This window comes from Streptomyces sp. NBC_01235 (assembly GCF_035989285.1).
In the GTDB taxonomy this organism is placed as follows: Bacteria; Actinomycetota; Actinomycetes; order Streptomycetales; family Streptomycetaceae; genus Streptomyces.
Genome location: NZ_CP108513.1, coordinates 4,141,953 through 4,156,692, shown reverse-complemented (window position 1 = coordinate 4,156,692; position 14,740 = coordinate 4,141,953). Strand labels below are relative to the sequence as shown.

Sequence of the window (14,740 nt, the reverse complement as noted above, 5' to 3'; positions counted from 1 at the left end):
CTGCGTGTCACACAGCATGCGCGGACATGTGACGCCGCGTTCATCTGTACGAAACGTCCGTACCGCCTCATATCGGCTAACCCGCACTTCACGGGGGATGGCTTGATATCGGTGCAAGGCGGGTGATCGTGTGCGCAGGGGAAACGGACTGCGGGTGCTCTCGGTCTACGAGGGGTTCTTCTCCGGAGGGGCCCGGATCGTGCACAGCGATGTGGTGCTGGGACTGCGCGAAGGCGGCCAGCACCACCGGGTGCTGAGTGTCCACGGCGAGGTGCACCGCGAGGCCACCCGCCAGCGGATGGAGGACGACGCCTGCTACCGGAAGCTGACGGCGGCCGAGGTGGGCGTCACGTCCCTCGGTCGTACGTTCGGATCCGGTGGTACGGATCCGGCCGTCTTCAGTGGCCCGGAGCTGGCCGATACCGCTCGGGCGACGGCCGACGCGGACGTCATCCTCTCCCTCAAGGAACAGCCTCTCGCCCTCCTCCGCCAGGCGGGCCTGCCGCGCCGCCCGGTCGTGGTCTGTCTGCACCGCTCCGACCCCGAGAACCAGGGCCGCGCCCTCGGCGACCTCAAGGCCGCGATCGCCGACGGCACGGTGGCGGCGGCCGTGTGCTGTGCGGAGTCGACCCGGGCCGCGTACGAGGCGGCCGGCGTTCCGTCCGGCCTGCTCCACGTGATCCCGAACGGCGTCGACCTGATCCGCTTCCGCCCGGACGCGCCCCGACGCCTCGCGGTCCGCACGTCCCTGGACATCCCGGCCGCCGCCCCGGTTGTCGTCTTCGCGGCCCGCTACGACGGCATGAAGAACGTCCCCCTGCTCCTGGCGGCGGCCAGGGCCTGGCTGGACGCCGTGCCGGAGGGGCACGTCCTGATGTGCGGGGCGGGCATGACGGCGGCGAACCCGGGGCTGGCCGCGGACATCGCGGCGGCGTTCGGCGCGCGGGACCGCGTCGGCCTGCATCTCCTCGGCGTACGCCACGACATGGAGGCGGTCTACGCGGCCGCCGACGTGGTTGCGCTCACCTCCTCCTGGGGCGAGGCGGCCCCCCTGTGCCTCGTCGAGGGCATGATGTGCGGGGCCGTCCCGGTGGCCACGGACGTCGGCGACAGCGCGGTGATCGTCGCGGGCCACGGCATCGTGACCCCGCCGGACCCGGACGTGATCGCGGCGGCCTGGACCGAGGCGGTGGCGAACCGTTCCGCCTTCGCCCCGGCCCTCGCCGCGAGCCGCGAACGCTTCAGCCGGACGAGGATGATCGCGTCCTACGCGGCCCTGATCGACCGCGTCTACGCGGGCACCGCCCTGAGTGTCACCTCTGGGGAAGACTGACGGGGTCGAGCCCGCCTCCGCCGGTTCTCCGTGCCCACGGCACCGACTGCACCAACTGCACCAACTGCACCAACTGCACCAACTGCACCACCCCGAACGCCGCCTCGACGCCCAGGGACACCCACAGGAACCGTGGCGCCCCCTGAGCCAGTGCGTACGCCTGCCACGCCGTGAACGGGGCACGCGCGCCCCCGTCGAAGATCCCGTGCACCGGCAGTGGCCGGACGACGCGCGGAAGGCCCGGGCGACGACCACCGACCCCATCAGGTTCGCGTACAGGACCTGCGCGGGGTCGGCTTCGGGGAAAACCCCCAGCCCCCACGCCCGGCCCCACGACGGCAACCGGTCGTGCACCAGCGCGTACGTCCACGGCGTCGCGAAGCCGGCCGCCACGACGAGGTCGTACCAGGCGCTCGCCCGGAACTGCGCGAGGCCCCGACACGGCGGACGCCCTCTCGGCGCTGTTCGAGGAGAAGATCCGGATCATCGACGCCCGCATGGCCGAACTCGCCGCACTGCGCACCGAACTCACCGACCGGGTCGGCACGGGGTGCCCCTTGCGAAGGGCGTGCAGCGGCACGGAACACCATGACGACATGAGGAGGGGCCGCAGGGTCCGGCCCCGGCGGCCCCTCCTCTCCCCTCCTGGGCCCGCCCCGATCCGTCACTACCGGGGCAGCACCACGACATACGCGGCCGGGTCCCTGTCGCCCGATGCCATCAGGGCCGTGCGGACCACCACGGCCTGCTGTTCCGGCGAGTCCCTCAGCTTCTTCGGCGTGATGTACACGACCGTGATGCCGAGTCGCTCCAGGTGCTCGCGCTTGCGCGCGTACTCCGACCACAGCGCGTCCTCGTCCTGCCGCGGCGCCCGCGTGTCCAGCTCCACCGCCACCGCCTGCTCCGGCCAGTACGCGTCCAGGCCGCCCAGGTGGAGGCCGCCCGGCAGGCGGAGGTCCACGTTCCACACCGGGTCGGGGAGGCCGTGCTTGCGCACCATCGTGTACAGGCGGTTTTCCGCGATCACGCGGCCCTCCGCGAGCAGCGAGTCCACCGCGTCCACCACGTGCGGCCGGCTCAGCAGCTTCGCGTCGTTCAACTCCCTTACGACCGCCGTCGGTTCGCAGTGGCCGCCGCGTACCGCCTCCGACAGCAGCCGCCGTACCGCCCCCGCGTCCGTCAGCTGTGCCACCGCGTCGGCCAGCGCGCGCGGCACCGGCGCCACCGGGACTCCCGTGGCCTGGTCGGGAGCCGGCAGGACGGGGGTGCGGATGAGGTGCGCGCAGCCCGTCGAGCGCAGCCGGCGCCGGCGCGGGACCAGGACGTCGATGTGCTCCAGGGACAGCAGCGGCGGAGCCGACGACAGGCCGTGCAGGTTCAGGGCCGCCAGGCCCGTGATCATCGCCCCCTGGTACACCGGCCGGTGCGGTTCCCGGGCGCCCGGCTGGGCGGGCACCGCGGGCGCCGACTCCTCGCGGCCCGCGTACATCAGCACCGCGTGCAGCTGCTCCTCGCTGGTCGGCGGGCCCGGGTGGAGCAGGTACACGCCGGGGAGGAGCAGTTGCCAGGGGCCGCCGGGACGGCACTGCTCGTCCGCCTCGGCGGGTGCGACGCCCTGCGAGCGGAGCCGGGCCGCCGTCGCGACGCGGCGCTGTACGTCCGACAGTCGGCGGACGGGGCGGGGGGACGCCGAGGGGACCTGGGGGAGCGGGGTGTTGGGGTTCATGCAACGGGGATTCCGCGGCCGGTCGGCCTCTTAACCGCTGTTACACGCCTGTCGGCAAATCCGGACAAGCTCGTCCTAAAGGACGGGTGTTCGGATGCCGATTGGGTGCCGAAACCCCTGGTCCCGCATGGGGGAGCCAGGGGTTACGGGTGTGATTGCCTGAATTCCGTAACGGTGACCATCGGCGGAATTCATGGCCAAGGATTTCAGCCGGCCCCGACCCCGGCCTCAGCCCCGGCCCCGGCCTCAGCCCCGGCCCCGCCTCAGTTCCGGCCTCAGCCCCGGCCCCGGCCCCGGCCTCAGCCCCGGCCCCGCCTCAGTTCCGGCCTCAGCCTCAGCCCCGGCCCCGGCCCCGGCCCCGGCCCCGGCCCCGACCCCGGCCCCGACCCCGGCCCCGCCTCAGTTCCGGCCTCAGCCCCGGCCCCGACCCCGGCCCCGACCCCGGCCTCAGTCCCGGCCCCCGGTCTCAGCCCCGGCCTCGGCTTCAGTCCCCGGCCTCGGCTTCAGTCCCGGTCCCGGCCTCCGCGGCGCACGCCTGCGCCCGCAGCGACCGCGCCAGATCGTCCTGCGCCTCCAGCACCAGCCGCCGCAGCGCCGGGGCCGCCGACTCGTGCGCCGTCAGCCACGCGTCCGTCGCCTCCAGCGTCCCGGGGGAGTCCTGGAGCGACGGGAACAGGCCCTTGACGACGTTCATCGCGATCTGGATCGAGCGCTCCGACCAGATGCGGTCGATCGACGCGAAGTACTTCTCCGTGTACGGCGCGAGCAGCTCCCGCTGCGAGGGCTGGTCGAATCCGGCGATCGTCGCCTCCACCAGCGCGTTGGACAGCGAGTCCGACTCCACCAGCTGGGCCCACGCCTGCGCCTTGACCGCCGCGGAGGGGCGGGCCGCGAGGCAGCGGACCTGGTGCCGCTTGCCGGACGCCGTGTCGTCACGGGCCAGTTCGGCCGCCAGCGCCTTCTCGTCGGCGAACCCGTGCGCGACCAGCGGCTCCAGGAACACCCAGCGCAGCTCCTGGTCCACCTCCAGGCCGTCGATCTCCGCCGCGCCGTCCAACAGGCCCTGGAGCAGCTCGAAGTCGCCCGGGTCCTCGGCCGTCCCCGCGTAGAAGCGCGCCCACGCCAACTGGTGCTCGCTGCCCGGCTCGGCCCGGTACAGCTCGCGCTCGGCGCCCTCGGAGAGCAGTGCGCCGCCGCGCGGCCGCCACTCCGGCGCCGCGTAGTGCACCAGCGCCGAGTCCGCCCACGCGTGCAGCATCTGCAGCACCCCGATGTCGGACTCGCGCCCCGCGAACCGCAGCACCAGGTCGACGAAGTCCTGCGCGGGCAGCAGCGCGTCCCGGGTCAGGTTCCACAGCGCCGACCAGCACAGGGCGCGGGCCAGCGGGTCGGTCATCGAGCCCAGGTGCTCCCGCAGCGTGGCCAGCGAGGTCTCGTCGAACCGGATCTTGCAGTACGTCAGGTCGTCGTCGTTGACCAGCACCAGCTCCGGGGCCTCCTCGCCGACCAGCTCCGTCACGACCGTACGGGGCCCGTCGACGTCCGTCTCGGCGCGCGCGTACCGCACGAGACGGTCGCCCTCGCGCCGGTACAGGCCGATCGCCACCCGGTGCGGGCGCAGCTCCGGGTGCGACTCCGCAGCCTCCTGGACCACCGCCAGCTCGCTCACCCGGCCCTGCGGGTCCAGCAGCACCTGCGGGGTCAGCGAGTTCACACCCGCCGTCTGGAGCCAGGACCGCGCCCAGGTGCCCATGTCCCGGCCGCTGGTCTCGCCGAGCACCGACAGCAGGTCGCCGAGGCGTGTGTTGCCGTACGCGTGCCGCTTGAAGTAGCGGCGGGCGCCTTCCAGGAACGCGTCCTGCCCGACGTACGCCACCAGCTGCTTCAGGACGGACGCGCCCTTGGCGTAGGTGATGCCGTCGAAGTTGAGCTTGGCATCCTGGAGGTCGCGGATGTCGGCCGTGACCGGGTGCGTGGAGGGGAGCTGGTCGGCCCGGTACGCCCAGGCCTTGCGGCGGTTGGCGAAGGTGATCCAGCCGTCGGTGAAGCGGGTCGCGCCGACGAGGGCGAACGCGCCCATGAAGTCCGCGAAGGACTCCTTCAGCCACAGGTCGTCCCACCACTCCATGGTGACCAGGTCGCCGAACCACATGTGCGCCATCTCGTGCAGGATCACGTTCGCCCGCGCCTCGTACGACGCCCGCGTCACCTTGCCCCGGAAGATGTACTCCTCCCGGAAGGTCACCAGCCCCGGGTTCTCCATCGCGCCGAGGTTGTACTCGGGGACGAACGCCTGGTCGTACTTCCCGAAGGGGTACGGGTAGTCGAAGTGGTCGTGGAAGAAGTCCAGGCCCTGCTTGGTGACGAGGAAGACGTCCTCGGCCTCGAAGTAGGGGGCCAGCCCCTTGCGGCACATCGCACCGAGGGGGATCTCCAGCGTCGTACCGTCACCGAGGTCACGGGTGTAGGAGTCCGTGACGTAGTGGTAGGGACCCGCGACCACGCACGTGATGTACGTCGAGATCGGCTTCGTCTCCGCGAACCGCCACACCCCGTCCGTCCGCTCGCCGACGCCGTTGCTCCACACCACCCACTCCTCGGGCGCGCGCACCTCGAACCGGAACGGTGCCTTGAGGTCGGGCTGCTCGAAGCCCGCGAAGACCCGGCGCGAGTCGGCCGGCTCGTACTGGGTGTACAGGTACACCTCGCCGTCCTCCGGGTCGACGAAGCGGTGCAGTCCCTCGCCGGTACGGGAGTAGGCGCACCGCGCGTCGACGACCAGTTCGTTCTCCGCGGCCAGGTCCTCCAGGAGGATCCGCACGCCGTCGAAGACCTCGCCGGGGTCGAGATCCCGGCCGTTGAGGGAGACGGACGTCACACTCGGAGCGATCAGGTCCGCGAAACTCGACGCGCCGGGCTCGTTGCAGCGGAAGCGGATCGTGGTGACCGACCGGAAGGTGCGAGGCTCGTCGGCCCCGCCCCCGCCGCCGTCGTCCCCGTCGCCGACCGCCGAACGCACGTCGAGGGACACGTCGTACCCGTCGACGGACAGCAGGGCGGCCCGCTCGCGGGCCTCGTCGCGGGACAGGTTCTCACCGGGCACGGGCGGTACTCCCTCAGTGGGTCTTGTGGTCAGGAGCGATCCTGCCACGCGCCCCTGACGTCGGGCAGCAGGGAATGTGCGGCACGGACGGCGGCGTTGTCGTTGGGAAGCCCGATCTCTTGAGGACCTCTTGAGGAGAGACATGTCCGAGAAGACCCCCGTCGACTTCTGGTTCGATCCGCTGTGCCCCTGGGCCTGGATGACCTCCCGCTGGGTCCTGGAAGTGGAGAAGGTCCGTGACATCGAGGTGCGCTGGCACATCATGAGCCTCGCCGTCCTCAACGAGAACAAGCTCGACGAGCTGCCCGAGGAGTACCGCGAGATGCTCGAGGTCAAGGCCTGGCAGCCGGTGCGCGTGGTCACCGCCGCCTGGCAGAAGCACGGCGCCGACATCCTCGGCCCGCTCTACACCGCGCTCGGCACCCGCATCCACAACGAGGGCGAGGGCCCCACCCTGTCGGCCATCGCCGGCGCGCTCGCCGACGTCGGCCTGCCCGCCGACCTGATCGACTACGCCGAGCAGAAGGACTTCGAGTTCGACGCCGAGCTGCGCGCCTCCCACAAGGAGGGCATCGAGAAGGTCGGCCAGGACGTCGGCACCCCGGTCATCGCCGTGCCCGGCCCCGACGGCGAGCAGATCGCCTTCTTCGGCCCGGTCGTCACCCCCGCCCCCAAGGGCGAGGAGGCCGCCCGCCTGTGGGACGGCACCCTCGCCGTCGCCTCGGTCCCCGGCTTCTACGAGATCAAGCGCACCCGCACCAAGGGCCCGGACTTCAGCAACCTGTAACCACTCCTGCACCGTAAGGCCCCCGCGAACCGTACCCGCGGGGGCACGATGTTCCCCATGACGGAGATCGACGGGCCGCAAGCCCTGAGCCGCGCGCCCTGAGACAGGCGTCACGGCCGGCGCAACAGCCCCCGCTCCATGGCCACCACCACCGCCCGGGTCCGGTCGTTGACGTCGAGCTTGGCGAACAGGCGCAGCAGATGCGTCTTGACGGTGGCCTCGGAGATGACGAGGCGCCGGCCGATCTCGGCGTTGGTCAGCCCGTCGGCGACCGCGCCGAGGACGTCCGTCTCCCGGGCGGTCAGCCCCTCCTGCACCGGGCGCCGCATCCGGGCGACCAGCTTCTCCGCCACCCGGGGCGCGAGCACCGTCTCACCGCGTGCCGCCGCCCGGATCGCGTCGACGAGCTGCTCGCGCGTGGTGTCCTTGAGCAGATAGCCGATGGCGCCGGCCTCCACCCCGCGCTCGATGTCCGCGTCCGTGTCGTACGTCGTCAGGATCAGTACCCGGGTGCGCGGGTGCCGTGCGACGATCTCGGTCGTCGTCGTGACCCCGTCGAGGACCGGCATCCGCAGGTCGACGAGGGCCACGTCGGGGTCGTGCCGTTCGACGAGGTCGAGGGCGGCGCGGCCGTCGCCCGCCTCGCCGACGATCTCGATGCCGTCCTCCCCGGCCAGCAGGGCCACCACCCCGGCCCGCATGACGGTGTGGTCGTCGACCACGACGACCCGCAGCGTCGTTCCCTCGTTCATGCCGACCCCTCTTCTTCCGGTGTCTCCTGCGCAATCGTCGCCGGGATCATCGCCAGGACCCTCGTCCCGTCCCCGACCGAGCTGGTCACCGTCAGCCGTCCGCCCAGTTCCGCCATCCGCTTGCGCATCCCGTCCAGTCCGAAGCCCCGCGACTCCTCCACCACGAACCCGGCGCCGTCGTCGGTGATCTCCAGCTCCACCGCGTACGGCCGCCGGACCAGCACCACGCCGACCGTGGAGGCCCGGGCGTGTTTGCGCACGTTGGCCAGGGACTCCTGGGTGCAGCGCAGCAGCGCGATCCGGGTCTGCTGGTCGCAGTCGAGGTCGGCGAGGTCGGCGTCCACGGTGAGCCCGGTGTCCTCGACGAAACGGTCCAGGATCCGCCGCAGGGTCACGGCAACGGAGCCCGCCGCCACCGTGCCGGGCCGCCCGTCCGAGCCGACCAACTCCCGTGCCTCCGCGAGGTTTTCCCGGGCCGTCGACTCGATCGACCGCAACTGCTGGGCGCTGCGCGCGGGATCGGCCGCCATCCCGGCCCGGGCCGCCTCCGCGAGCACGACGATCGACGCGAAGCCCTGCGCGAGGGTGTCATGGATCTCCCGCGCCAGCCGCTCCCGCTCGTCCGCCGCGCCCTGCCGCTGGTGCGCCTCGGACAGCTGGGCCTGCGTCTGCTCCAACTCCTCGATCAGCCGGGCCCGTTCGGTGCTCTGCTCGACCACCGAGTGAGCCCACAGCCCGATCAGCACCCCCACCGCGACGACGATGAGGGTGGACACGGCCGTCTCGCCGAGGAACTCCGCCGTCCAGCCTTCCTGGAGCCAACTCCCCAGCAGCGTCGAGGCGGTGGCGAGCCCGAGGAACCCCATGGAGATCCTCGGGGTCCGCCCGAACATCCAGTAGTGCGGCAGCGTCACCATGAACAGCGCCGCGTAGCTGGTGCGCAGATACGCCAGCCCGCCGAGCGCGAGCACCAGCACCGTGAGGTAGCCGTGCGGCCGTACGACGGGATTGTCCGGCAAACGGTCCAGGAGCGCGTAGCCGAGCACCACGCAGCCCAGCAGCGCCAGCGCCTCGTACATGCCCCCGTCGGGTCGGCCCATCGCCGCGATCCCGACGGCCATCGCGGCGAACAGCACCCAGCACACCGCGTTCCAGCGGCGCAGCGAGGTGGCCCAGAAGGTGTCGGCGGAGGGCCCGGCGAGAGTGGTCATGCCGATCAACGTACGTCGGCCACCGGCCGGTCGGGCGGCACCTGGGTCTGCGGAGCCGCTGTCACCGGGACCGGCGGCCGCGACGGCCACCAGCTCCGCTCGCCCAGCAGCAGCATCGCCGACGGCAGGATCAGGATGCGCACGACGAAGGCGTCCAGCAGGACGGCCGCCGCGAGCACGAACCCGATCTGCTTCAACTCGATGATGTGCAGGAAGACGAAGCTCACGAACACCGTCGTCATCACGACCGCCGCGCTGGTCACCACGCTCGCCGACCTGCGGACCCCGTCGAGCACCGCCTGCCGGGTCGGGGTCCCGGCCGGCACGGCCTCCCTGATCCTGCTGACCACGAACACCTGGTAGTCCATGGAGAGCCCGAAGAGGATCACGAACAGGAACAGCGGCACCCGCGACCCGATCGAGCCGGTGGAGTGGAAGTCCAGCAGCCCCTCGGCCCACGTGTGCTGGAACACGAGCACCAGCAGCCCGAGCGCTGCCGCCGCCGACAGCAGGTTCAGCACCACGCCGATCAGACCGAGGGTGACGGAGCGGAACGCGTACAGCGTCATCAGGAAGGTCACCAGCAACAACGCCCCCAGGACGAGCGGGAGTTTGCCGTTCTGGTGGGCCGGATAGTCGGTGTACCGGGCGACGTCACCGCTCACGCCGTACTCGGCGCCGCCGATCCGGCCGAGGGTGGCGGGCAGGTAGTCGTGGCGCAGGTGGTCGAGGGAGTCGTAGGCCTGGTCGGAGTCGCCCAGGTGCGGCACGCGCAGTTCGAGGGTGCTGATCCGGTGGTCTGCGGAGGTGCGCAGCCGGTGCGAGCCGGTGAACAGGGGGTCGGCGTCCGCGAGTCGGGCCAGCTTGTCCAGGGCCCGGGTGACCTCGCCGGCCTGCGTGGCGTCGGCGCGCACGACGACCTGGTGGGTGACCCGCTGCTCGGGGAACGCCTCGTTGAGCCGGTCGTACACCCGCATCGCGGGGATCTCGCGGGAGTGCGTGTCCCGGCTCATCTCCGTGATGTGCAGTCCGGCCAGCGGGACGACGAGCGCGAGCAGGGCGAGGACGGAGAGGCAGAGGGTGGCGAGGGGGTGCCGGGCGGCGGGACGCAGGAGTGCCGTCCAGACCCGGCCGCCGCTCTCGCCGCGGGTCCGCCGCGCGGGCTTGCCCCGCTGTGCCCGGCGCGCGGTCCTGCGCTCCGACCGCCTCCCCAGCAGGGTCAGCAGCGCGGGCAGCGCCGTCAGGGAGCCGGCCATCGCGACCAGGACGACCACGACGGTGCCGGTGGCGAGCGAGGAGAAGATGACGTCCGAGGCCAGATACAGCGTGGCCGTCGAGGCGACGACCGCGAACCCGGAGACCACCACCGCCCGCCCCGAGGTGGCAGCCGCCAGCTCCACCAGCGCCTCGGAGCTCAACCGCCCCCCGCTGCGGGCCCGTTCCTCTCGCTCCCGCTTCAGATAGAAGAGCGTGTAGTCGACGCCGACGGCGAGACCGATCATCAGGATGACGTTCGTGCCGACCCCGGTGTCGGGGGAGAGGTGCGAGGCCACCATCGACAGCCCGACGGCCGCCGCGATCGACGACAGCGCGAGCAGCAGCGGCACGGCGGCCATGGTGAGCGAGCCGAACACGATCAGCAGCGTCAGCAGCGTGACCGGCAGGGTGATCTTCTCGGAGAGCGCGAGATCGTCACCGCGCTGCTCGTCGACTCCCTTGCTGATGGAGGGGCTTCCGGTCTCCTGGAGCAGCAGCTGTGGGTGGGCCTTCTGGACGGCCCCGGTCTGCGCGGTGAGCGCGTCGACCTTGTCCTTGGCGTCCCGCTCCTCGCCCTTCAGGGCCACCTCGACCATGAGGATCCGCCCGTCGGCGGAGCGGACCGGCGCGGCGACCTCAGCGACCTCGGGCAGCCGTTCCATACGGGCGGTGAGATCGCGGACGGCGGCCCCGGCGGCGGACGCGTCGAGGGCGCCGGACCGCGCGGAGACGAGCACCTGCTCCGTGGACCTGCGTTCCAGCTGTCCCTCGGCCGCCATGGCCTCCGCCCGGCCGGCCTCGCCGACCCGGTAGTCGGCCGTCCTCGCGCTGTTCATCCCGACGACACCGCCGACCGCCAGGCACAGCGCCACGAACACCTGCCAGCCGACGATCGCCCGCCAGGGGTGCCGCGCGCTGGAACGCGCCATGCGCACAGTGAGTGATTTCATACCCAAAAGCCTTGCTGGCCAGGGCAGTTGCCGGACAGAGGCACCCGGTTGAACTTCCCGTCCACCGATCGGTGGACCCGGAGGAGGGGGGGTAGCCCCCGGGAGGACGGTGCGGCAGCATCTCTGATCAGCCGAGTGATCCTGTGCCGGACACGGTGTCCGGCACGGGACCTTCGCATCGTGGAGGGGCGGCGCGGACGCGCAGGTGGAAGCCCGCGCCCGGTGCTGCTCCTCGTGGCCGGTGTCGGCCAGATGGGGGTCCCCCCGGACGAAATCTGGGGGAAGACGTGCTGATCGTCGTCACGTCCTGGTGCTGAGGACATACGTGAGCGTTGGGGAACTATGCGAGCGAGAGTGGGGATGGCGGCAGCGGTGACGCTGCTTGTCGTCTGCGGAACCGCCTGCCAGAACACCGGGGCGTCGGCGCCTCCCGACACTCAGGACGCGGTCGTCGCGGCCCGGTACGAGGAGCCCACGCGCTCCGACCGGGAGGCCGCCGCCTTCCTGCGGGAGCGGAAGCTGGTGGAGGAGGCCGCCGCGGCCGTCGCCGACCTCGTCACGGTGGACCGGGCGATCCCTCTCGTCGTCCTGTCCTGCGACGGCGCCGGGTCGTCCTACGATCCCGAGGCCCGCCGCACGGAGATCTGCTACGACGAGGTGTCCGAAACCCGGGACCTCTTCCAGCGGGCCGGCCGCCCCCGGGCCGACGACGAGGTCGCCGCGGTGCTCCTCGAAACCCTCTTCCACGAGACCGCTCACGCCCTCATCGACGCCCTCGACCTGCCGGTGACGGGCCGGGAGGAGGACTTCGCCGACCAGTTCGCGGCCTTGATGCTGCTGAGGAAGGGCGCCGTCGGCGAGCGGCAGTTGCGCGCTGCGGCAGACGCGTGGCGCCTCTTCGCGGCGACGACCGAGGACGCCGACGGCAACGCCGAGCACGAGGACGATGACGAGGGCGAGGGCGAGGGCGAGCATTCCCCGGACCGTGAGCGTGCCGTCAATGAGTTCTGCTACGTCTACGGTTCCGCCCCCGGCCGTCACCGGGACCTCGTGAGCCCGGACGCTCTTCCCGCCGGGCGCGCGAAAGGCTGCGTAGGGGAGTGGGCCACCGTACGTGGCACCTGGCTGACCGCGCTCGGACCCGCGCTGACCCGCGAGGAGTGAGGTGTCTGGTCGGCCTCTCCGCTCGGGCGGAGAGGCCGACCACCGTCCGGACGACCGGCTGCGGAGCGTGCTTACACCACTACACCACTACGCCGCTACGGGCGTGTAGTGGGCCGCGTCCCCCTCGATGGAGTAGCTCTCCTTGCCCTCGATGCCGGCCGGCACGTCCCCGGCGACGGTCACCCGGTGCAGCCGGCGCGGCAGCTTGTCGTAGTTGTCCACCGCGTAGTGCTGGGTGATGCGGTTGTCGAAGAGCACGAGCTGGTTCTCCGACCAGCGGTGCCGCAGGATGTTCTCCGGCCGGACGACGTACGACTGGAGCAGGTCGAGGATCCTGCGCGACTCGCCGACCGACAGCCCCACGATGCGCTGCGCGAACCCGCCGATGAACAGGCCGCGTTCACCGGTCAGCGGGTGCACGCGGACGACGGGGTGGGCGGTACGGAACGTGATGGACGTGAACCGGGCGCGCTGGGCGGCCCGTTCCTCGTCGATCTCCTCCGCCGGTACCGCGTAGTCGTAGTCGTTGGTGTGCTCCGCCCACAGGGTGTCCGCCAACGCACGCAGCGGCTGAGGAAGTTGGCGGTAGGCGGCGGCCGAGCTGGCGATCAGGGTCTCGCCGCCGTACGGCGGCAGCGTGAGGCTGCGCAGGGTGCTGGCCTGCGGCGGGTTGAGGACGAACGTCACGTCGGTGTGCCAGTGGTTGGCGCTGCCCTGCTCGCTGTCGACGGGCAGCACGTTCGGGGCGCCATCGACGGCGGCCACCGTCGGGTGGGCGGTGGTGAGGTCGCCGAAGTGACGGGCGAAGGCCTGCTGGCCCTCGTCGTCGAGGCGCACGTCGTCGAAGACCAGCGCCTTGTGGACGTTGAGGGCCTCGCGCAGGGCGTCGACGGTCTTCTCGTCGAGGGGCCGGGAGATGTCGACGCCGGAGACGTGCGCGCCGATGTTCGCGGAGACCTTGCGGATGTCGATGGCGGTCATGGGGGTGTCCTTTCAGACGAGGGAGGGTGCGGGTGCGGGTGCGTTCTGTTCGGCTGCCGCGGTGACGTACTGGTTGGCGGGGCGCGGGAGGCCGTACCTCTCGCGCAGGGTCGTGCGGGGGTGGCCGTCGTACTCCGCGCGCAGCAGGCCACGGGCGCGCAGGAGCGGGACGACGTGGTCGACGAAGGCGTCGAGGCCGGAGGGCAGGACCGCGGGCATGATGTTGAAGCCGTCGGCGGCGCCCTGCGTGAACCAGGTCTCGATCTTGTCGGCGACCTGCTCGGGCGTGCCCGCGAAGGTGAGGTGCCCGCGCCCGCCGCCGAGCCGCCCGATCAGCTCCCGTACGGTGAGACGCTCGCGCCGGGCCAGTTCCACCACGAGGGTGTAGCGGCTCTTGGCGCCCTCGACGGTGTCCTCGGAGGGCAGCTCGGCCGGCAGTTCGGCATCCAACTCCAGTGAGCCGGAAGGCAGTTGCATCAGCCTTTCCAGGTTGGCGACCCCGTGACGGTGCACGATGTGGTCCTCCAGCACCTGCTCGTGGGCCCGCGCCTCGGCCTGGGTGGAGCCGAGCACCGGGACGATCCCGGGCAGCACCTTGAGGTGCTCGGGGTCCCGGCCTGCCTGGCGGGTGCGGGACTTGACGTCGGCGTAGAAGGCCTGCGCGTCGGCGAGCGTCTGCTGCGCGGTGAACACCGCCTCCGCGTACCGGGCCGCGAACGCCTTGCCGTCCTCCGAGGAGCCCGCCTGCACCAGCAGCGGGTAACCCTGAGGTGAGCGCGGGACGTTGAGGGCGCCCTCGACGCCGAAGTACCGTCCCTGGTGCCGGGGCGGATGGATCTTGCCGTCGTCGCCCCAGACCCCGGACGCCTTGTCGGCGACGATCGCGTCGTCCTCCCAGCTGTCCCAGAGCTTCAGCGCCACGTCGAGGAACTCGGCGGCCCGGGCGTACCGCTCGGCGTGCGCGGGCTCGGCGTCCAGACCGAAGTTGCGGGCCGCCTCCGCCCCGGCCGTGGTGACGATGTTCCAGCCCGCCCGGCCGCCGCTGATGATGTCGAGGGAGGCGAACTTGCGGGCCAGGTTGTACGGGGAGTTGTAGGAGGTGGAGGCGGTGGCGATCAGGCCGATGTGCTCGGTCGCCGTAGCCAGCGCGGTGAGCAGCGTCAGCGGCTCCAGTGCGCCGGCCGGACGCTGGGCGATGTTGTTCCACAGCTGTGGGCCGTCGGCGAGGAAGAGCGAGTCGAAGGTGCCACGTTCGGCGATCTGGGCCAGGCGGACGTAGTGGTCCAGCTCGACGTGCGCGTACGGGTCGCTCTCCGGGAGCCGCCAGGACGCCTCGTGGTGGCCGGTGTTCATGAGGAAGGCGTTGAGGTGGAGTTGCCGGGTCATGGATGTCCTTTGCTTGCGAGTGCCGGTGCGCATTTCCAGCCCGTCTGGGGGTCCCCCGCCGGGGGAGTTCGAGGACGAGGCCCCTTCAGG

At 71.8% G+C, this 14,740-nt stretch carries 10 protein-coding genes and 2 pseudogenes; 4 read left to right on the top strand and 8 right to left on the bottom strand.

Going from position 1 to position 14,740, the window contains the following annotated elements:
* Positions 1-154: 154 nt before the first annotated feature.
* Positions 155-1,333: a glycosyltransferase gene (locus OG289_RS18260; RefSeq protein WP_442819085.1), complete on the top strand. Its 1,179-nt coding sequence runs from the start codon at positions 155-157 to the stop codon at positions 1,331-1,333.
* Here OG289_RS18260 and OG289_RS18255 read toward each other — a convergent pair.
* A pseudogene (locus tag OG289_RS18255) lies at positions 1,314-1,726 on the bottom strand (hypothetical protein). The gene OG289_RS18260 and the pseudogene OG289_RS18255 sit on opposite strands and share 20 nt — an antisense overlap.
* 35 nt (positions 1,727-1,761) lie before the next feature.
* Here OG289_RS18255 and OG289_RS18250 point away from each other — a divergent pair.
* Positions 1,762-1,902, top strand: a pseudogene (locus OG289_RS18250) (MerR family transcriptional regulator); the annotation flags it as partial.
* A gap of 98 nt (positions 1,903-2,000) precedes the next feature.
* Here OG289_RS18250 and OG289_RS18245 read toward each other — a convergent pair.
* The gene (locus tag OG289_RS18245; protein WP_327315083.1) at positions 2,001-3,059 is read right to left on the bottom strand and encodes a hypothetical protein; all 1,059 of its coding nucleotides are present in this window, start codon (positions 3,057-3,059) and stop codon (positions 2,001-2,003) included.
* 484 nt (positions 3,060-3,543) lie between these two features.
* Complete coding sequence (gene pepN, locus OG289_RS18240) at positions 3,544-6,162, bottom strand: aminopeptidase N (protein ID WP_327315082.1); 2,619 nt, start codon at positions 6,160-6,162, stop codon at positions 3,544-3,546.
* A 142-nt stretch (positions 6,163-6,304) separates the two neighbouring features.
* Here pepN and OG289_RS18235 point away from each other — a divergent pair, with 142 nt between their 5' ends.
* Entirely contained in the window at positions 6,305-6,949 is a 645-nt protein-coding gene (locus OG289_RS18235) for a mycothiol-dependent nitroreductase Rv2466c family protein (RefSeq protein WP_327315081.1), read from the top strand.
* A 110-nt stretch (positions 6,950-7,059) separates the two neighbouring features.
* Here OG289_RS18235 and OG289_RS18230 read toward each other — a convergent pair whose 3' ends face one another.
* From OG289_RS18230 to OG289_RS18220, 3 genes are read right to left on the bottom strand one after another with little or no spacing between them, the layout of a single operon-like run.
* A complete protein-coding gene (locus tag OG289_RS18230; RefSeq protein WP_327315080.1) occupies positions 7,060-7,701 on the bottom strand; it encodes a response regulator transcription factor in 642 nt (213 codons plus the stop codon).
* Positions 7,698-8,912: a sensor histidine kinase gene (locus tag OG289_RS18225; RefSeq protein WP_327315079.1), complete on the bottom strand. Its 1,215-nt coding sequence runs from the start codon at positions 8,910-8,912 to the stop codon at positions 7,698-7,700. The genes OG289_RS18230 and OG289_RS18225 overlap by 4 nt, the downstream gene beginning before the upstream one ends.
* Positions 8,913-8,917: 5 nt before the next feature.
* The gene (locus OG289_RS18220) at positions 8,918-11,119 is read right to left on the bottom strand and encodes an MMPL family transporter (RefSeq protein WP_327315078.1); all 2,202 of its coding nucleotides are present in this window, start codon (positions 11,117-11,119) and stop codon (positions 8,918-8,920) included.
* Between the two features lie 372 nt (positions 11,120-11,491).
* Between OG289_RS18220 and OG289_RS18215 the strand changes: the two genes are divergently transcribed.
* The gene (locus tag OG289_RS18215) at positions 11,492-12,283 is read left to right on the top strand and encodes a DUF4344 domain-containing metallopeptidase (RefSeq protein ID WP_327315077.1); all 792 of its coding nucleotides are present in this window, start codon (positions 11,492-11,494) and stop codon (positions 12,281-12,283) included.
* Positions 12,284-12,370: 87 nt separating this feature from the next.
* Here the strand turns inward: OG289_RS18215 and OG289_RS18210 are convergent, their stop codons facing one another.
* Both OG289_RS18210 and OG289_RS18205 read right to left on the bottom strand, forming a co-directional pair.
* On the bottom strand, positions 12,371-13,264 hold the full coding sequence (locus OG289_RS18210; protein ID WP_327315076.1) for a TauD/TfdA dioxygenase family protein: 894 nt from the start codon (positions 13,262-13,264) through the stop codon (positions 12,371-12,373).
* A 12-nt stretch (positions 13,265-13,276) separates the two neighbouring features.
* Entirely contained in the window at positions 13,277-14,650 is a 1,374-nt protein-coding gene (locus OG289_RS18205; protein WP_327315075.1) for an LLM class flavin-dependent oxidoreductase, read from the bottom strand.
* Positions 14,651-14,740: the final 90 nt, after the last annotated feature.